Annotated in this window: 21 protein-coding genes; 3 read left to right on the top strand and 18 right to left on the bottom strand. The window is 62.2% G+C overall.

Annotated features, from left to right (window positions below; translation table 11 throughout):
- Window positions 1-90: 90 nt before the first annotated feature.
- The 13 genes from IE267_RS21955 to IE267_RS40455 form a co-directional block, all read right to left on the bottom strand.
- Entirely contained in the window at window positions 91-954 is an 864-nt protein-coding gene (locus tag IE267_RS21955) for a T4 family baseplate hub assembly chaperone (protein WP_189764361.1), read from the bottom strand.
- 32 nt (window positions 955-986) lie between these two features.
- Window positions 987-1565 carry a phage tail protein gene (locus IE267_RS21950; protein WP_189764360.1) on the bottom strand — a complete coding sequence of 193 codons (579 nt, stop codon included), beginning with the start codon at window positions 1563-1565 and terminating at the stop codon, window positions 987-989.
- Between the two features lie 15 nt (window positions 1566-1580).
- Complete coding sequence (locus tag IE267_RS21945; RefSeq protein ID WP_189764359.1) at window positions 1581-3143, bottom strand: phage tail sheath family protein; 1563 nt, start codon at window positions 3141-3143, stop codon at window positions 1581-1583.
- 11 nt (window positions 3144-3154) lie between these two features.
- The gene (locus tag IE267_RS21940; protein ID WP_189764358.1) at window positions 3155-3766 is read right to left on the bottom strand and encodes a hypothetical protein; all 612 of its coding nucleotides are present in this window, start codon (window positions 3764-3766) and stop codon (window positions 3155-3157) included.
- A gap of 65 nt (window positions 3767-3831) precedes the next feature.
- Window positions 3832-4368 (bottom strand): hypothetical protein, encoded by a 537-nt coding sequence (locus IE267_RS21935; RefSeq protein ID WP_189764357.1) that lies wholly within the window; start codon window positions 4366-4368, stop codon window positions 3832-3834.
- Complete coding sequence (locus tag IE267_RS21930; RefSeq protein ID WP_189764356.1) at window positions 4365-5183, bottom strand: hypothetical protein; 819 nt, start codon at window positions 5181-5183, stop codon at window positions 4365-4367. The genes IE267_RS21935 and IE267_RS21930 overlap by 4 nt, the downstream gene beginning before the upstream one ends.
- Window positions 5183-6247 carry a phage tail fiber protein gene (locus IE267_RS21925; protein WP_189764355.1) on the bottom strand — a complete coding sequence of 355 codons (1065 nt, stop codon included), beginning with the start codon at window positions 6245-6247 and terminating at the stop codon, window positions 5183-5185. Before IE267_RS21925 ends, IE267_RS21930 begins: the two co-directional genes overlap by 1 nt.
- Before the next feature lie 135 nt (window positions 6248-6382).
- On the bottom strand, window positions 6383-6985 hold the full coding sequence (locus tag IE267_RS21920) for a hypothetical protein (RefSeq protein ID WP_189764354.1): 603 nt from the start codon (window positions 6983-6985) through the stop codon (window positions 6383-6385).
- Window position 6986: 1 nt separating this feature from the next.
- Window positions 6987-7346, bottom strand: a complete 360-nt coding sequence (locus IE267_RS21915) for a hypothetical protein (protein WP_189764353.1) — start codon at window positions 7344-7346, stop codon at window positions 6987-6989.
- 43 nt (window positions 7347-7389) lie between these two features.
- Window positions 7390-7755, bottom strand: a complete 366-nt coding sequence (locus tag IE267_RS21910) for a hypothetical protein (protein ID WP_189764352.1) — start codon at window positions 7753-7755, stop codon at window positions 7390-7392.
- 2758 nt (window positions 7756-10513) lie between these two features.
- Entirely contained in the window at window positions 10514-10966 is a 453-nt protein-coding gene (locus IE267_RS21905) for a hypothetical protein (RefSeq protein WP_189764351.1), read from the bottom strand.
- Window positions 10967-11295: 329 nt separating this feature from the next.
- Complete coding sequence (locus IE267_RS21900) at window positions 11296-11856, bottom strand: hypothetical protein (protein WP_189764350.1); 561 nt, start codon at window positions 11854-11856, stop codon at window positions 11296-11298.
- 11 nt (window positions 11857-11867) lie between these two features.
- Window positions 11868-12398 (bottom strand): ATP-binding protein, encoded by a 531-nt coding sequence (locus tag IE267_RS40455; protein WP_373304579.1) that lies wholly within the window; start codon window positions 12396-12398, stop codon window positions 11868-11870.
- A 51-nt stretch (window positions 12399-12449) separates the two neighbouring features.
- Between IE267_RS40455 and IE267_RS21890 the strand changes: the two genes are divergently transcribed.
- The 3 genes from IE267_RS21890 (at window position 12450) to IE267_RS21880 (ending at window position 14036) form a co-directional block, all read left to right on the top strand.
- The gene (locus tag IE267_RS21890; RefSeq protein ID WP_229861360.1) at window positions 12450-13418 is read left to right on the top strand and encodes a helix-turn-helix domain-containing protein; all 969 of its coding nucleotides are present in this window, start codon (window positions 12450-12452) and stop codon (window positions 13416-13418) included.
- 47 nt (window positions 13419-13465) lie between these two features.
- Entirely contained in the window at window positions 13466-13672 is a 207-nt protein-coding gene (locus IE267_RS21885) for a DUF397 domain-containing protein (RefSeq protein WP_189764348.1), read from the top strand.
- A gap of 139 nt (window positions 13673-13811) precedes the next feature.
- The gene (locus tag IE267_RS21880) at window positions 13812-14036 is read left to right on the top strand and encodes a DUF397 domain-containing protein (protein ID WP_189764347.1); all 225 of its coding nucleotides are present in this window, start codon (window positions 13812-13814) and stop codon (window positions 14034-14036) included.
- 63 nt (window positions 14037-14099) lie between these two features.
- Here the strand turns inward: IE267_RS21880 and IE267_RS21875 are convergent, their stop codons facing one another.
- The 5 genes from IE267_RS21875 to IE267_RS21855 form a co-directional block, all read right to left on the bottom strand.
- The gene (locus tag IE267_RS21875; RefSeq protein ID WP_189764346.1) at window positions 14100-15083 is read right to left on the bottom strand and encodes a N4-gp56 family major capsid protein; all 984 of its coding nucleotides are present in this window, start codon (window positions 15081-15083) and stop codon (window positions 14100-14102) included.
- Between the two features lie 192 nt (window positions 15084-15275).
- A complete protein-coding gene (locus IE267_RS21870) occupies window positions 15276-16046 on the bottom strand; it encodes a hypothetical protein (protein ID WP_189764345.1) in 771 nt (256 codons plus the stop codon).
- Window positions 16047-16049: 3 nt separating this feature from the next.
- Complete coding sequence (locus IE267_RS21865; protein WP_189764344.1) at window positions 16050-17729, bottom strand: phage portal protein; 1680 nt, start codon at window positions 17727-17729, stop codon at window positions 16050-16052.
- Window positions 17730-17892: 163 nt separating this feature from the next.
- Window positions 17893-18294: a hypothetical protein gene (locus IE267_RS21860; protein ID WP_189764343.1), complete on the bottom strand. Its 402-nt coding sequence runs from the start codon at window positions 18292-18294 to the stop codon at window positions 17893-17895.
- A 61-nt stretch (window positions 18295-18355) separates the two neighbouring features.
- The gene (locus IE267_RS21855) at window positions 18356-18649 is read right to left on the bottom strand and encodes a hypothetical protein (protein WP_189764342.1); all 294 of its coding nucleotides are present in this window, start codon (window positions 18647-18649) and stop codon (window positions 18356-18358) included.
- Between the last annotated feature and the right edge of the window lie 17 nt (window positions 18650-18666).

Below are 18666 nucleotides of genomic sequence, written 5' to 3'. Positions count from 1 at the left end.
CGCTCGCGGACGGTCAGTGCCTTGCACTCGCTCGGTGGCCATGCGTAGGCGTAGACCAGCGACTCGAAATCGGTGAGCGCCGCCTCGACGTCAGAGATCGAGAAAGATGTCCGCCACCGTGAGCGGCAGCGGTACCTCCTCGCCACACGCTTCGTGCTCGGTGGACAGGCTCATGAGCTGTGGGCCCGGCGCGTGGTCGGCGAGATACATGAGGATGGTCCGCCGGTCGGCTATGCCAAGTCGCCGTGCTACGTCGGCGCTTCCCGGTACACGGATGCCAGCCGCCGGACTCTCGATGTAAGTGACACACCGCTCCAGGAGCGCGGTGTTGGTCTCTGCCGACGTAGCGTCCACGGCCGCCAGGATGTGCTCCTGGTCCTCGCCAGTGGGGAAGCGCAGATACGCCCACCGGCCATCGCGCAGCTCCACCCGGGTCTCCCCCGCAGGCAGCCCTCGCAGCTCCACCGTGGACAGATCGACCGTGAAGTCCACCAGCTCGCGGCAGGTGGGGCAACTCACCCCTACCAGCTCCAGCTGCGGCCCGAACGTGGCGATGCGGATGGCCAGCATCAGAGCGTCGCGGTCAGCCACATACAGCCCCTTCAGAAGGGCCGGTGTGACGGGCTCATTGCCGAGGCTCACCACTCCGAGCTTGAGCAGCGTGTCGAAAAACCTGACGCTGCTGCGGCTGACCTTGCTGAGCTTCTCCTCATCCGCGCCGGTCAGCTCACGGATCTCCGCGTCGCGCATCAGGGTGCCGTTGATCTCGATGCCCACCGGGAGGGGGACCTGGCTGCCGGATGGAAGGGGCGGAGCAGGTGCAGGCCCTGTCGAGTTCACGAGGACCTGCTGCATGGCCGCGTTGGCAGCCGTGGCGTTCTCCATCGGGTTGATGGACGGCCCCGCCGCCTGGTCATCAAAATTCCAGTTGTAGGCCAGCTTTTCGGCACTCATATCGCTTCTCCTGTGGTGCTGTCTAGTACTCGTCAGAGGGTGACGCTGGTCTTTGCGTTCGGGGCTACCTTGAAGTCGAACCCTTCGTGTGCAAAAGTCATCTGGTGGACTGCGTACATGTTCTGTCCGGCGTCGAGGTCGCCAAATGCGATGGCGGTGGGCCATGCGTTGTAGACACGCCAGACAGCCATGACGTTGGCCGTCCCCTTGGTTACCGGATGGTCGATCAGCATGATGTCAATAGTCGCTCGGAAATCGGTATTCGTGTCGTAGGTCTGCCCAACCCCCTGCATGACGTTGAAGAGCTGATACATCCAGTCAAGCAGCTGCTGGTCTCCCGGGCACAAACCCTTGGAGAAGGTAATCGGGCTGAAGTCGCTCTGCCCCGGGAGCTTTTGCGTGGTGGTGTTGAGCCCGCCGGTCCTGTAAGCGATGACGTCAGTCGTCATGGACAGACCACTCACCGCCATGAAACCCAACTTCGGGTAGGCGTTCTGAAGGGACTGAGGGCCGTGGATCTGGACGTGGAACTTGAACGAGCGGAGCGGGTCCGTCGAAATGGAGGCAAGGGACGACTTCTGGCTTACCGTCGCCCGGGTCTTTCCTGCCATGTGGCAACTCCTTCGTTACAGGGACTCGGTGGCGGTGCCGCCGCCTTCGAACTGGCCGATATGAATGCCGATGAATTCCGCCGGGCGCACCAGTGCGATGCCGACATCAATGTGAACTTCGCCGTTGGAGACGGTCTGCTCGCTATTGTTGGACTCGTCGCAGACGACGCGAAAGGCGGTTTGCGGGGAGTTGCCCTTGAGCTGCCCGGCCTGGGTCAGTTCGGTCAGGCGCTGGGTGACGATGGCTGCCAGCGAGGCCCACAGATCCGGTGTGTTGGGCTGGAAGACGGCGAAAGAAGTGCTTTCGACCAGCAACTTTCGGACGTAGATGAGGAATCGCCGCACCGATATGTAGCGGTCGGGGTATCCGGCCTTCATGGTCCGGCCGCCCATGATGGCGAATCCGGCGCTGGGTACGCGTCGGATGATGTTGATTCCGGCCTGATTGAGGTCATCGAGCTGCGAGTCGGTGAACCGGTAGGCGGTGGAGTAGACCGACCGCAGCACCGCCTCCTGGCCCGCCGGGGTGCGATGTGGGCCGTAGGTGACGTCGAACTTGGCGAACTGGCCCAGAACCGCGCCGCCCGGCGGGAGCAGCCGCGTGGCGCCCACCGCTGCCACGGCAGCGTCAGCCGTGAGCACCCACGGGCCGTACACGGCCGCGTAGGACGAGGCGCGGAGCGGTGCGGGGGTGGTGCCCGTATTGCTGAGCGGCGACAGTTCCTTGTACTTGGCGACGGCCACTTCGGTGGGGGTGCCGTCAGGAAGGGCTGGTGCGTCAATGACGAGGCAGGCGTAGCCGTAGCGCTCGGCCCAGTCGATGATCGGATTGAGGGTGGCTGCGTCGGAGATGCCGGGGAGGTTGATGGTGAGGCAGGCGTTGGTCTCCTCAAGCCGCGTTGTCGCAGCCGTGAGGTCCGGGGCGGCGACTCCGTTGATGCCGCCAGCGAGGGCCTGGTCGACGGTGACGGACGGGGTGTAGATGGCCTTCCAGGGAGCGGCGCCAAGGTAGGTCGCTGCGATGACCTTGCTGCCGGTGGTGGGCGAGTTGACCATGGCGACCACGTTGCGGGTGTCTGTCGGATCGCAGGTGACGTCGTTGAACCGCTCGGTCATCGCCGTGGCGGTGTCCCCGCCGATTCGCAGGGACAGGTTGAATCGGCCGGGGCCTGTGCCCGCGTCGGTGACTGTCACGGCGATGCCGTTGCCGTATGTGCCAGGCGCCTTCGCTTGCAGACGCAGGACATCCCGGGGCGTGACTCCGTCGCCGGTCTGCCGGTCCTTGAGGACTACTTCAGCCTGTTTGGCGTCGGCTGATACAGCGCGCACGACATAGCAGGATCCGCCGCCATTGGAGAAATACTGGTGGATGCTAAAGGGAAGGAGGTGGCTGCCGTCGCCGAGCCCGCCGTACAGGCTGGTGAATTCAGCCCACGACCTGACCAGGGTGGGCAGGGCAGGACCGTAGTCGTGCTCGCCCACGAAGGCAGCGACGAACTCTCCGGTGGGGGTGTCGTTGACGACGATTGGATTCAGCGTCTCATCGACGAAGATCCCGGGGCGCTTATAGTTCGCCATGCATGCTCCTTCTAGGAAGGCCAAGGGGCCTGAGTGTCGCCGACGTTGGTGATGACCTTCTCGGCCTTCTTGGGCTCGTACACGGTGCCGAGGACCTCAGAGGTGATCTGGACGAGGTAGGCGACTTGGAAGAGCCGCTTTCGGTACTCGTCCCAGCCGGTATGGAACTCCGGGCCTCCAGAGAGTTCCATGCTCCGGATGGTCGCGTCCTCGGGGATTTCCAGATAGCCGAAGCGAACGGGAAGGAACTCGACGGCCGCCAGCTTTGCCGTGAGTTCGGTAATGTGGCTCTGCTTTCGAGCCATGACCGTGACCTGATAGTCGATCAGGTAAGGGATCGGGTTGTCCGTGAAGTAAGGAGACGCAGAAGGGTCGGCCATGTCAGCCCACGGCTTGCTTCCCTCAGGTGCGTACCCGAGCTGCACCCGTCCTCGGAATTCCCGGCGCGCGTCGCGCTCCGCGCGCGTCCGTTCGATGACAATCAGCGGAAACGTCTGGTCGGCCAACTCGCTCTCAGGCAGGGAGAAGCGCACACCTACGGGAAGCTCCAGGGCGCCGTCGATGACGGTGAGACCCTGGAGCTTCCGCCGCATTGCGGCATCTTCATTAAGGAGCCATGGCATGAACGCGACCTCGCAAGACGACTCGGCAGGTCAAGAATCACACCGGGATATGGCAGGTTGTTAACTCATCGAGGTGGCCGGACGTGGCGCAGCTGGAACTTCCGGTAATCGTCGAACTGTGGATCTGCGGTGATTTCGTCGGGCTTGATCTCTTGCAGCTTCAGCGACACGACGAAATCATGCCGGTGCAGCCGCCCGAGCGCCTGGAACTCTTCAATCCTGAAGAGGAATCCGTTGTAGCCGATCCAGTCCTTCAAGTACAGGTAGTTGTCGGTGTCCGGCTGCGTGATGCCCACACGCGCCAGCTGGCGCAGGGAGGCCGTGATGTACAGGGGTGCGACCTGGTACATGCCGTGAGGGGTGCGGTCGGCGAGGCCTTGGTCGTGGGACACGTCCATGACGGGGACGGAGATGGGAGGGTCGAAGGCGCGGCCCCCATGGGCTCCCTCGTCGTACACGTCGTGCATGGCGGAGCGCTCTTGGGAGAGGCGGAACCAGTCCACTGCGTCACCCTTGATTCGCTGCCAGGCCCGAAGTCCCTTGTCGATGCGCGTGGCTTCGTAGGACGCGGTGAACCGGCCACGCTTCCAGTCGGCCCTCACCCGGTGAGCCCGGAGATGACGGGCGAGGGGATTCCCGATGCGTCCTCGTTACGCCGGTCTATCGGCGGCAGTTGGCGGGTCGGGTAAGCCGAGTCGTCATACTCCCGGCTGGTGAACACAGGTACCAAGCGGTTGTTGTACCGGGAGACGCGCCGCAGGGTGGACTGCTCAATACGGTAGAGACCGACGTTCAGCTGCTGGCACAGCTCCTTGTAACGGGTCTCCAAATTCTCGATCTGGGCCAAGAGCTGGGTGTAGCGCTGGGAGCGGCTGATGTGGGTGCCCTCGGCTGTGCTGATGTCTACGTCGGAGGCTGCGTCGGTCGCCACTGCCCACAGTGCGTTGACAGCCGCGAGGGTGGCCAGGGGCAACTCCTCGACCTCGGGCAGATTGCTGATGCCTACAGGTTCGTCGTCGTAGCGGTAAAACCCTTCCTTCGAGCGATAGCGGACCGTGATGACACGATCCGAGCAGTGCTGAAGTACGGCGTCCTGGAGGTGCATCGACAGCTCGGCGTCGTCGAACATGCCGCTCGCTCGGCCCTCCACGATGACCACAGCGCCCAGCGGCAGGACGCCGAGGCCGTCGCGGAGAATGATGCGGCCCTCTCGGGGCACGAGGGTGTAGTCCGTGCCTGCGGCCAGGTCGGTGGTCTGTCCGGCCTGGAGGCGGAATGCCTTGGTGACGCTCACGTTCCTCTCCGAGAGGTCGTACTCGTCGAGGTCGCCGGTACCGGTGAGGACGTCCCGGAATTCGGTGCCGAAATCGCCGAGGAGTCCCCGTACTCGGCTCATGATGCGTGCCTGGTCTGCCATCAGCCGACTCCCAACTGGACGATTTGCTCAGGGATGGAGAGGGTCTCGTAGCGCTTGGCCGTCACTGGGCTGGAGAGCGGCAGGACCGCCATCACCCGGCCGGTGGACGGGTGTGACGTCACGGCGACGTGTGTGGCGGCCTGGCCGGATCCGGCAGGGTCGGTAAAGGCTCCGAAGGTCAGTCGGGCTGGATTCGATGCGGTGGCGCCAGTGCCGCTCAGGGTGATGATCTGAGGCATGTAGCCGGTGGCCACCAGCTCGGCTGCGAGGACCTGACTCATGGATGGGTTGGGGCCTGGATCAGTGGTGAGCAGCCGCGCATACTTCGTGGCGGTGTAGAGGTAGCTGCGCGGTGCTGTCGAGCGTGTGGCGAGAATTGCTGAGACCAGTGTTGGGCTGTTCTTCCATTCCGCCGCCAGGGCGGTGATGACGTCGTCGTGTGCTTGGGTCAGGAGACCGCTGATTCCCGTGCTGTCGGAGATGGTGCGGCTCATCTGACGCACGGCTCCGGTCAGCGAGCCAGGCAGGCCCGGGGTTTCCACCGTTGCCTGAAGCATTCCTATTCGCTCGGTCACAGGCACTGGACTGGCGGGGAGTTCAATCCGCAGGGCACCTGGGGGAAGCATGAGGCAGTCCCCTTGCGAGGCGGCGGCAGAGGCGTCCATAGCGACGTAGGCCAGGGGCATCCCGGCCGGAGCCGACCAATCGCCTGGCATGACGGCGAGATGGGTCACCGACGCAGCAGAACCTGAGGCTCCAGTGAAGGGTCCGAAGACCAGCAAATTGGAGTTCGTGACAGAGACTGAGCCGTCGGGGTTGATGGTGATCCCTCCGTCGCACAGAAGTCGCTGAGGGAGGTAGCCCGCCGCTGACAGCTGGTGGTTGGCAGCCAGCTCTGCTCCGGATACCAGCGCGTCCGGCGGATCGCTCTTGAGAAGGCCTACCCACGCGGTCACGGGTTCCGCGCCGTTCCGCTTGGCCAACACATCATCCGGCCGTGCGGAGAACTGCGTCTGGAGACCCGTCAGGGCCTCGGTGGGCAGGCAGGTCAGCCAGGCGGACACTCCGCCGTACCGCCAGAGACGGTGGGTCAGAAGTGCATACCAGCGTGCGACTCGTGCTGCCGGTGCTGACGAGACCTGGTCGACGAGGCTCTCCAGCCATAGCTCACGCAGACCTACCGTGATCCGACTCGCCACTCACGCCACCCCCACCCTGAGTGTCCCGGCCTTGATCGCGACCGACTCCCCCACCCGCAGGGCGAAGGGCTCCGCCACCTCGATGACCGACAGCACCCGGCTCTGGCCATCTGATGTCACGACCGTCAGAGCGACGTGGGTGACCGTGATGACTGTCTCCACTGAGCCGCTGGTGACGGGCCCGAATTGAATGTCGGCTGCGTTGGAAGCTGTCGTGCGGCCCTGGGCGTCGATGGTGACGGGCCCCAGGGTGAGCGGCTGAGCCAAGTAGCCGTCGGCCACCACCTCGCCTTGCCCAAGAGTGCTCATGGTGATGTCGCGGCCGGGATCACGGGTCAGGAGGTGCGCCCGACGCGTGACGGTGCGCGTCGGCACCGCCGACACCGCACTGGTGAACGCCGCAACACCATCAGGTCCCGCCACCATCGAAGCCAAGTCCTGGAGGAGGCCCTTGGGCAGCATGCCAAGGAATGCCGTCCGATTCGGCTGTGCAGCCCACAAGTTGTGCAGATAGGCAGTCACGGTGGTATTGCCGAAGTCGGGTGAGCCGACCACGGCGCGCGTCACGTCATCGCCCGCTTGGCGCGGGACGTAGGAGGTCATGTCAGTGACCAATCTGAGCCGGTTCACTGCCAGGCACGGGAGTCGGCGGTATCGGCCTCGGCTCAGGGTTCGGGTCTGGCTCCGGATGCGGGTCTGGCGGAGGTGCCACATAGACCTGGAAGTGCTCGCTGAAAAAGGCCTCGCCGTAGCCGATGAGACGCTCGATCGGCTCGCCTGTGGGCGTCCGGTCATCGAGGTACAGGAACACCACGTAGCCCTCAACGCCGCTGGGGTTGGGGTGCTCGCCGGGCGGCAAGATGTCGACGACCTGGACGACGATACCGGTCTCCAACTTGCCGTATCCGATGCCGATGCCGTCGACGGCAGTCAGCTGGTACTTCTGGCCTATGTCGATGGCCACGCCTACTCCTCCTCCTCGTCGGCTGGGCTGTCTGCGGGGGCGATCAGGCGCCCCACACGTAGCCCTTCTCCGCCAGGTGGTTGTAAACGAAGGCGGGAACCTTATAAGTACGCCCGGCCTCGAAGCTGAACGTGTTGCCGTATCCGATCGTCACGTCTTCCAGGTCCTCGACGACACGCATTTCGCGGTCTGAAACGCTGACGATGACGGGAGACTCCACGATCTCGACATCCTGAGGGGAGGTCAGGTCGATCACTTCAGCGCGGGCCTCTTCGGCTACCTGCGCATCCAGAAGCTGCCCCTTGGCGGCTTCCTTCTCAGCGATATCCCGGTTCTTTTCCAGCTCCTGCTTCGCGCGTCCAGTGGTGTCTCGCGGACTGGTCACGGTGCGCTTCACGGGCGTCGACATGTCTGCTCCTCAAAATGAAAGAATCCCTGCGGAGTATCTTCGCAGGGATTCTTTGGAGCAGTTACAGCTCAGAAACGCTTGGGCTGCTGGTATGCGATGAAGCAGGTTTGAGCGTCATCGCATACCGGCCTAAGGCATTTAGTCCCAAGGCCCTCGCCTCTGGCGCCGCCCCGTCGAGTCGGTTCGCACCTATAGGACGGTGGGCGTACCTCGCCACTGGCACATGAGCTTTTGACAGACGTACTGGTCGGGGTTCGAGGGCTCACTGTGCAACAGATCCCACGCGTTGTATGGGGCCTTTTCCAGCATGGACCCCCCGCACTTTGGGCAGATCTTTTCACCCCTGCGTAAACGCACCGGGTAGTTGCACCGGATGTCTTCTTGGACCTCGCAGAGCCATTGGTGGCTGTAGCCCCGAGCAGACGGACCCTCGGGGCTGTTCGCGTTCGCGCAGGGCACGCAGCATTTCGCGCCTCTACCCCGTATTGTGCTCCAACGCCCGCATAGGCACTGGCTGGTTGGGATCCCATGCCAGGTCACATCCTCACCGTTGGCGGTCATGGGGCCTCGTCCCTACCTCCGGCCCCGACCGACGTCCACCGTCCGCACTGGCAGACGCGCACGCGGATTCCCCACGAGTCCACATCTTCGCCCTGATCACTCATTGAAGAACCGTTCTCTGTCGTAGAGAGGCCCCGCCACCCAGACGCGTCCGATGCGTCGGGGTGGCGGGGCCCTTTCCCTCACCGCCCCGGGGAGTGACAGCTCCCTGAGGCGGCACCCCAAGGGGGCGGACCGGGCCGGGAGCCTGAGCGCGTCTTCTCAGTGATGGGACACGACCTGTCCCTACTCTGGGTTGTCCGGTCGGGGGAGCAAGGCCCTCTCCGATCACGTCGCCGCAGCGACCATGAACGGAGAGGGAGAATCAGTACGCGCCAGCGCCACACACTCCGCAGGCCACGACGTTGATCTTGGTCCTGTTACCGTTGTCATCGACCTGGAAGATATCCGCGACTGACCCGCCGCACCCGGGGGTCGGGCACGGACGGTTTTCCTGAACCTGATGTCCCATGGTTCCTCAACTCCGCTGTTCGGGTTTCCCCGCACTTTACGCACGGCTGTCGCACTACGGCGTCCAGCCGACCGAATCCGTTGAACCAGTACACGTCGTAGACGTAACCGGAACACTCCTCGGTCCGGCACGCATAGCCGCCCGCGATCTTTTCGTGACGGCTGCCGACGATTGGATGAGGAGTTGGACAGTGCAAACAGGGAAACGGATGAATGCCAGTGTCGTTTTCGATGTATGCCACGGCATCTGGCAGGTTGCAGTGCGGACAGATCAGGGCCATTGTCAACTCAGCCTCTCTGGGGGAGGGACGGAGTATTCCAAAGGCGGCTACCCGATCTGCCATGATCCCGTACTGCCTCACTCTTTCGAGTTACGGGATGCGGAACGTGTGGCCGCAAGCGACGTACGTAAGCATGTCGTCTGATACACGGATCGACTCGCTGTTCTGGAAGCACTGGCCGCAGGAGGGGAACTCGTCCTCCACGTAGATCAATGTCGGGACCGAGGTGGAGGTTTCGATCTCCCAGTGCTTGAGTAGCTCTTTGATCAACGGCGCTGACGCTTCGTCGAGATACCTGGCGACCATCACGAACCTCTTCTGTTGCACCCAAACCCGATGCCACTGAGGTCGACCGGGTTTGGGGGTCTGTGGGTTTGGCGCGGGGCGTCACGGAATCAGGAACCCGTGGCCACAGTCGTCGTACGTCATCAGGCCACCTACGACGGTAATAGTGTCGGAAAAGAGAGAGCATTCCCCGCAGGAGAGGCCTTCCAGCTCTACATAGATCCGGTTCGGCCCGGGAACATCCATACACTCTTCTCGCCATGCTTTGAGGATTCCGCGCAAAACTGTTGCGGTCACCTCGTCGAGATATCGAGAAGTCATCCGAATGCCCTTCAGACAGTGCGGAATCTAGAGCAGAAGACAGTGGCGAATGGAAAGCTGTCAGTCCTTGGGCTCTGGAGTCTGTGGGATTTGGAACAGGTGCGTGCAAGGCAGGAAGCGAATGAAATAGCCGGAGAACCTGATTCTCTCGCTGACAATGGAGCACTGTGGACACTCAGGGAAGTCGTCCGGAGTGTTGAACTGCGTGTCGAACGAGACCGGCACGGATATTTCCCTTGCTGCCAGGAATTCTCTGACAGGGTACTCCAATGCCTTGCTGAGGAACTTCACGGGAATCAAGGTCGTTCATCACCCTCTCGATAAGTTCCCTGCTCGCATCCCTGCGAATATTACATTCGGGTATGGAGATCCCTCCGGCGAAGAGGCATCGGCTCGGCGATTCGATGCAAAGCCCTACGCCCACTCGCCCCCGGCCCTCGCGCACACCATCCTGGGTGACGAATCTTTTCCACCGCTTGCCAGTGAACAGGCTCGGATTGCACTTCTCCCCGAGACGCACCTTGTCTCCCTGCCAGATGCAGAGTTCGCCGCCGTGCGGCTCCTGGAGATCCGAATGCGCTATGGGGAGAAGCGCGAAGAGCGACTCCAGCTCCCCAGCCAGTTCCCGAACCTGTTCGAGCTGGCGCGCTTGCTGCCAGGCCCTTGGCCCCCCACTCATAGTGAGCGTGGCGAGAAGGGGTAAGCCATCTGAGCTGGACATTAGGGGTTCACCTCAATCCATACAGCGGTGAATATGGCACCGACGGAAACAAGCGTGAGGAACAGGATTGCTTTAGTGATCACGAAAGCGTGTCCAGTCGGAAGTATGCGCGGGGGCTCTGCACGTTTACCGGCCGCTCTACGCCTTCGAGGACGAGAGTTCGACGCATTGCTGGCACCCGGGTTCCGCCCATGATGTTCAGCACTCTGCGCGGGACGCGATCGATGATCATAAAGTCGTTCAGCCGCACATCCGACGGGTACAACTCAACCCGATTCATGTTGTCGGAGCGCAAAATCCTTGGCGGTAGCCGACCGGCCATATGGTAGGTGTCTCTTTTCAAGCAACGCCAGGACATTCCGGAAACCGCTTCGAGCAACACGGTCTTTGCTGCCGCGCAGGGCTCTGCTGTTACGAGGCCGATGAGACCCTTTCGGTAGTCCTTGACAACGTCTCCAACGAAGAACTCGCGGTTCATTTCTTTGATTGCCACACCGTCCCACTTACTGCCTTCCGGCTTCACGGCACTCATTACAGCGGTCCCCACACGGGCGGATAGCGCGACTAGCAGGCACCAGCCGGGGCCTTTCGTGCTCAATCGCCTCGCTAAGGGCAGAAGCCAGGCTTACGGCGGCTCGACGAACCTCAACATAATGCTGCACCTCGGGAGTGGCTTCTGCTGTCTTACGCATTACCCTGAGCGCCTTAGCTATGTCCGACCAATCTTCCGTGGGCATCCTCGCTCCTTGTATCTGGGCGGCACCCTCTACAGGTAGCCGTAGCGATCAACGAATGCGGTTACGAGCCAGCAGACGAGTAGCCATACGAGGATGACGCTCAAGCACCCCAGCCCTACGCGAATCAGCGGAGGTCCGAAATGGGGACGGTCTTGAGGTCTGGGAAGCGGCGTCGAGTCGCACCCGCCAGCCGCCTGTTCAGCCGACTTACCGACAGCCTTTCCAGCGGAGTCCATCTAGCGCTCACCGACCCATTCGGGAAATTGGAAGACCCGGATCCCGGAAAGCGCAATAGGTAGCTGAATGTGTACGAGACCCAGCTGACTTCGCATGGTGCAGCATCCATTGGTACGTTACTGATGTCGATCGACAGAGGGTTGAGTTGCCTGGACGGTGCCCATATCCCCTCAAGCCCCGTCGCATCCACAACGGCTGCGTAGGCACCCGAGATCAGATTCGGCGGCTGCTCAAGCTCCTCTGCGCACGGCCGCCACACGAACTTCGGCGCCCGGAACAAGCAAAGCGCCCGTTGATCATCGTCAACTACCACGCCAGCCGACAGGACCCTCGGGCAACGGCAGGGATCCTTGTGCGCGGCCCCGCCCTTCAGCAGCTCTACCAGCGGCAGCAGAGGACGCTCCTCGGCGGGATGCTGAGCCAGGTAGTTTTCGACCTCGATCACCACGTCTGCTCGACTCACCATGCTGGAGTCTCCGAACTCAGGTACGCCCCGCACGCCACAAGCTGCTGCGCGGGCGCTAACGCCCGATCCGGCGACGGGAGTGCCAGCGTGCAGTGGACGCGCTTGCCTACCGCCGTCCGCTCGACCCACCATCGGTCAGCAATCTGGTCCACGAGAAGCATCCCCCTACCGCTCTCAGCAGCGTCGTCCAGCTGCCCAAGGACCGGCGGGTCAGGCGACTCGTCGCTGACGATGATGCTCAGTTCTCCCCTGACCCTGCGAAGGGTCAACTCGCCCGCACCAGGCGCATGTTGATGCGCGTTGGCCACTAGCTCTGTGACGATCAAGCACGCACCGTCCAACAGCCCTTCGAGGCGCCAGTAGCGCAGGTGCGCGCTGACGATGCGTCGGATGCCAGACAGCTCCTTCGGCCTCACTGGCAGCGGAATCGTGAACTCGTGCCGCGTACTTGGTGCTTGGGGAGTGCTCACGCCGCCTCCTGACCCCGCGCGAGCAACGTCACCTGGATCGAACAGCCGTTGCATGTACGCGAGTTGAGCGCAATCGCCGTTGTGGTGTCCAACAGAGTGCACCCGATGGAGAGTTATTTGCAACAGCTCGTGCTCCAATGTTGGAGATACACTTCGATCGGGTCATCGACCTGGCATATGCCAACCGTTGGAGGCGATGTGTACGGCACACTGGACGCCGACCTACGCACGGGAGGAACAGCGATGCCAGCACATCCACGGCCGACAGTTCGCCGACGACGCCTCGGGGCAGAGCTGAAGCGCCTGCGCGAGGCAGCTGACGTCAGCATGGACGCAGCAGGAGCCGCCATCGATGGCGACAAGTCCAAGATCAGTCGTATCGAGAACGCTCGTCAGGGCATCCGTGGACTGGAGTTGAAAGCCCTCTTCAACCTGTACAAGGTCGAGGATGAGAAGCTCAAGGCAGCGCTGCTGACGCTCGCACGCGAGAGCAAGCGGAAGGGCTGGTGGCAGCAGTACGGCGACACTCTGCGGCCGGACTTCCAAGAGCGCCTGTCCTTGGAAGCTGAGGCAGTCCGGCTCTTCGCCTTCCAGACGATGGTTGTACCTGGACTGCTTCAGACGGCGGGCTACGCCGAGGCAGTCATCGGAGGCACGGGACGGCCCACCTCAGATCCGGAGACCGACGCTGCTCTTGCTGTACGAATGGAACGCCAGTCCATCTTCAACCGCGAGGAACCACCGCAGTACTTCTGCGTCCTGGACGAGGCCGTCCTCCACCGAGAGATCGGTGGCAGCGCCGTCATGGTCGAACAGCTCAACAAACTCCTCGAACTCGACGGCACACCAGGCCTGACGATCCAGATCATCCCGTACGCCCAAGGCGTCTACGCCGGTCTCGACGGGCCCTTCACGATCTACAGCTACCCAGACCCGATGGATCTGGACGTCGTAGGCCTCGACTACCTCGACGGCGCCCTCTACCTGGAGGAAGATGGCCCGTTGAGAGATACCGCAGAACCTTTGACCAGCTACGCTCAGCCGCTCTATCGTCGCGGCAGTCCATGGACCTGATCTCGCGAATCGCTCGGGATCTTGACAAGAAGTAAGAGGCACCTCTGATGATGCGGCACGACCTCCCTGCTGACCGATGGATCAAGTCGTCCTACAGCGGCGACACGAACGGGCAGTGCCTTGAGTACCAGGCCCTCGGCACCAACCTGGTAGCGGTGGACGACTCCAAGCAGCGCTCGCGGGGTGCGTTCGTCTTCCCTGCCAACTCCTGGCACGCCTTCGTAGAAGCGGTCAAGCAAGACCAGCTGCACTGACCTCGACTACCTTGCAACGAAGCCCCCAGCGCCTCGCTGGGGGCTTCGTCATCTTGTCGGCCGCTAGCAAGCCGCTCATACTCAGCAACGCTCCCCCGATGCTGGGGGCCACGCATGAGCGCAACTCCGGGAGCTACGCATGAAGAACATGGTCGACCTCACCAACGCCGTGTGGGCGAAGAGCGAGTACTCCAATGGCTCGAACAACTGCCTTGAGGTCGCCTTCGTAGACGGCTTCGTGGCTATCCGTGACTCCAACGACGCAGATGACCCCAGCATCCGCCCCACCCTCGTCTCTGAGAAGGACTACCGCCTCTTCACCCAGAGCATTCAGGAGAACCAGAAGAACCTGCTGCTCCCCTGATATCCGAGGTACAGACGAAGGCCCCCAGTAACAAACTGGGGGCCTTCCTGCATTATGCAGTTATCAGTTGGTCTCGATGGTGACCACGGACTGATCCGTAATCATCCCCATTCCGTACACGCTGTACCAGGCGAGCGCGTGTTCGCGCCCGAAATCGAGCACACCGCCATCCCGGAGTTCCACCGGAAGGCTGATCGCGTGACCAAAGGCATTGTCGCCGATCATGCTCGACTGGAAGACCGCCTTGCCCGCCGAGTTGGTCAGCTGCTTAATCTGCGTGGTCTCGATGAAAATAGTGTCATCGATCCTGCCTATTTCCCCTAGCGAGAACATTCCGGGCTGCGCGTACTTGGTGGCTTCAATCCATGACGGGTCCTCTCGCAGCCAGCGCGACTGGTGAGGGTGGATGAAGCACACATACGTGTCCCCGAGCCTCGGGATGTTCTTCGCGGCGAGGGTCTCGACTCCGTCCTTGATGACGGCAGAGGTGAGGTAGTGCTCGGTCAGGGTGTCTCGACCTGTGGCCACGCCGCCCTTGTCGTACGGCGACATGTTGGTCATCGGCTGGCCCGGCTTGAACTTGTCCCGGCCGTAAATCACCGACGTAGCACCAAGCAGCACGTCGCGGCTCTGGCCATCGAGGTACATCGCCATGTTTCGGCCCAGGAGCCGGGAGGCACTAGCCATTACGTCATCGAAAGACGCATTGAGGAGAAGCTCAGAGACGGCCACTGCCGCCCCATGCTCGGCGACCGTGATCGAGAATTGAGACGCGGAAAGCGCCTGAGTCTCCATGCGGACGCCCTCGACGAGCTGCTTGGCGCCCTCCAGATTGTTGTACCGCATGAAGTTGATCTGAAGACCCGGGGCAACCCCAAGCTCGGTTTTCTTCACGGCGAATTGCTCGTAGCGAAGAATTGGCATTGACTGGAACAGAATCTCCTTGCTCCAGATCGTCTGAATGGCCGGAGTGAGCTGCGTATTGGTGCCCGGGTACGCCGTCGGATTCGCACCGAGCTGGCCCGTACCAGTGATCGCAGAGGGCATATCGTAGTCCTTCTGATGTAGGCGATATAGACCGGTCTCGCGCTCTCACTGGCACGCCTCCTTGTCTGGAGTTACCAGCGCGCTTTCCGTTCAGATTAAGTCTGAGTGGCCAACCAGTAAGGGTGTTAGCTTGGAAACCCGTAAGGCCCCATCCCTCAGCGCTAGGGATGGGGCCTCGACAGTCCTATTGCATCAGCCGAAGAGGCCTCGGCTATTGGCCGACTGTCCGATGCCGAGCTGCTTCCGCAGCTCTCCGAACTGGCTCATATCCATGTCGTTGATTTCCTGAACGGTGAGCTGGCGCGTATCCGGGATGGAACCGCCGGGACCTATGCCGTAGCCGGTGGGCTGGGTGCCCTGCATCTGGGCCCGTGCCTGCGTCTGTGCGGCCTGAAGGCTCTGGACGATGGCCGCCGACTTGGCCTTCATCGCTGCCAGGGAGGCGTCTATCTCCTCGCGGGTGTTGCCTCGGACGAGGTCGTGCAGCTCCGGAGCGATCTCGTCGGCGGCTGCGGCCAGGGCCTGTGCCTGGTACTGCTGAAGCTCGTTGAACTGCCGTTCCTTGGCGGCCAGGGCGTCGCGTTCGGCAATCTGTGCCTGGAGCGAGGCGAGCTTGGTCTCCCACTCCGTTTCCTTTTCCGCGAGCAGCGACTTTGCCGACAGTTCCCGCCGCCGCTTTTCCTCGGCCTCCTTCTCGGCCTGGGCGATGGCGTCGGCAGCAGCGGCCTCCTCCGCCTTGCGGGCGGTTTCGCGGGCGTCGAGGTCGGCCTTCAGCTGCTTGAGGGTTTCGTCCTGCGCCTCCAGGCGGCCGTAGAGCTTTTCGCGCTCCTGCTGGCGTGCCTTGTTGAGGTCGTCCTCGGTGAAGGTCCGTGGCGTCTCCTGCGGCGGTACGGCGACCGTGATGGTCTGGCCGTTCCCGTCGTCGGTCCCGGCCGCAGGGGTGGGGAGTGTGGCGTTCGACATTGCTTACCTCGCGTCGTCGTTGGAGTTAGTCGTGTTGTTGTCCCTGGGTCGCTCCGGCGTTTTGGAGCCGTGCGCCATGGTCACCACTTGATCGAAAATCTTCTTGGCGTCCATCCCGAACTTCAGAGTCATCCCTGAGTTTTCGGTGGTCTGTGCGGGCCCGGTTTTGCCCGAGGTTTTCTGGTCGTTGGTTCCTGCCGCGTCGGGCTGGATTCCTACGGCCTCGAAAATACCAGCGTCGATGGCTGCCTTGATAAATTCGAGGACTCCCTGGGCCATGACATCCTGCTTTTGCTCGTCTTCGATCTCGCGGAGCTTCTCGTCCGGGAACTCAACGCCGAGGGCATTGAGGGCCGAGCGCTTGGATTCCAAGCCCAATGCCATCTTCAGTTGGATTTCGTTGAGCTTGACGATGTTGTCGACTGGAAGCGGGCTGGGCCAGACGACGTCGGCCTGGTAGGCCTCCGGATCGTGAATGTCGATTTCGTCGGGCTGAGTTGCATCCGACTTGATTCCCTCAGTGCTGGCGTCGTAGATTCTGGTTTGTGGCTCGTACGTGTAGAGGGTGAGGAGGATCAGGTCGTTGATCTTCTTGATGCCGAGCCCGTACTGCATCTGCTTGAGGCTGGCTCGCTGGACTAGCGGGAAGTGCTGGATCGCCAGGGCCACTCCGCTGGTGTTGCTTACGGGCTGGGCCTTGCCGAGGGCGCTTTCGGGCACGCCGCTCAGCTCGTGCATCGAGTTCTTGAGGATCTCCAGGTACTGAAGGGGCCCCTGAAGATTGACTGCCGATTCCAGGTTGAACACGGAGGCGTCTTTAGGAAGGCCCGACCATACCTTCTTGGGCCCCTTCTCCAGGTTGGTTGCTTTGGCGCCCGTGACAATGGTGATCGGCGCTGCATGGTAGGCGATGATGTCCGCGATGTCATTGGTGATGTTGTTGTACTCGCGGTTGAGCGGGATGATGTCGTCGATGTCGCTCTTTCCCCAGGGCGAGCCGGAGACGCCAACGTTCTTGATGTGAACCAGGGGTACGACACCGAGGGGGTTTACCCGGTCGTCGACGAGATCGTCATTGATGTACTCGGTGATCCGCTCGTCCGTGAGGATTTCCGTGTACGTGTAGGTGGTCCGGGTTCCGTCAGTCGCAGTTCCCCAGAACTTGTACTTGACCTTTGCGCGAACCAATTTCTCTCGGTCGTGCGGGTGGTACTCCGGGAAAACGTGAGCGCTGGAGAGGGGAAGGATGCGCACGCGGCCGGGGTGATTGCGTCCTGCCGTGTCGGTGTGGGGCTTCTCGTAGGCGACCTTGATGAAGGCGTCGCCCGTGACGCCGCCGTTCTCCCCTATCTCGTACAGCACCGACTTTTTGTCGTTGTCCTCTTCCCAGGCGCGGCGCAAGAGGGCGGGGACAACGTGGTCGTACTTCTTCTTCGTTTCGAACTGGATTCCCTCGCCAAAAACGAAGTGGTTGACGTAGCGGCAGAGGGCTCCGGTGTAGTTGATCGTGTTCTGGGTCTCCCCCGCCTCCCGGCGGTAGGAGTGGTGGTAGCCCAGGTAGAAGGCCCAGTTCGTCGAGTACCTGGAGAGACGCTGCCCATGGACCTCGAATTCCTCGTCGCTCAATTCGACAAGGCCTAGAGGGCTGATGCTGATAGCGAGGTCACTGGAGGCCGCGCGCATGGCCGGAGGATAGAAAGCAACCGACGACATACGGCCTCACTTGAACTCGGTTTCAGATGCGAGTCCAATTCTTGAGGCCGCACAGGCGTTTCTGTTAAGACTGCCAGCGCAGGGAAGAGCCCCGCACCATAAAGGCAGTGCGGGGCTCTCAGGTGTTTCGGGATCAGTCGCTGATCTTGGCGTAGTTCTTTCGGAACTGATGCCCGCCGTCACGGATGGCGGCCTGGAACTTCAACTCGGCGCCGGAACCCGCCCCCTCAGCGAACGGCTGCAAGAATTCGGGAGCCTCCGGCCATGCGGCAGAACCGACATGAGCCCGCTCCTTGAGCGTTTCCTCGGCGGGCTTCTTCCAAATGATTTTGTTGTGATTCGGGCGGCCGGGCGCCGTTTCGTAACCGGAAAGGACTCCTACGCCGAAGTCGTGCGGGACGTCCGTGTCGGTGCCGATTCCCTCCTCGAAGCGGAGGCGGCCCTTGCGGGCGGTGTTGCTGGCGTTCTTGTCGGTGTATTCGGGGCGGCCCCGTTCCGGAACTCCCGGAACGGGTGCGAGCGGGCTGGACGGCATAGTGATACCTCATTCGTGAGAGTGCACTCACGTCATGGTCAGCCCCGCGTCACTTGAGGTGTTAGAAGCTGGTTTTTGCGAGGTTCCGAATTTTCTCGGTTACCTCACGATGGCGGCTCAGGGCTTCACCCTCGGTGCGGGCGTCTTCGTGACGGGTCTGCCATGTCCGGCCGCCGTCCCGGGAGATGCCGGTGGTGAACATCGCTCCGATGACGTCGTCAATCCCTTCCCACATCGTGCGCACCTGAGTGCCCCCGGCCTCGTCCTCGGCGACGACGCAGTACGTCCAGTCGCTCCTGAGGTCCGCCCACCTGCCGGAGGTGACTTCCTGGCCCTGCCGATCCCTATGCACCATACGCGCATCATCCCATT

Source organism: Streptomyces xanthochromogenes (assembly GCF_014650455.1).
Taxonomy (GTDB): Bacteria; Actinomycetota; Actinomycetes; order Streptomycetales; family Streptomycetaceae; genus Streptomyces; species Streptomyces xanthochromogenes.
This window is presented reverse-complemented; position numbering and strand designations above follow the sequence as displayed.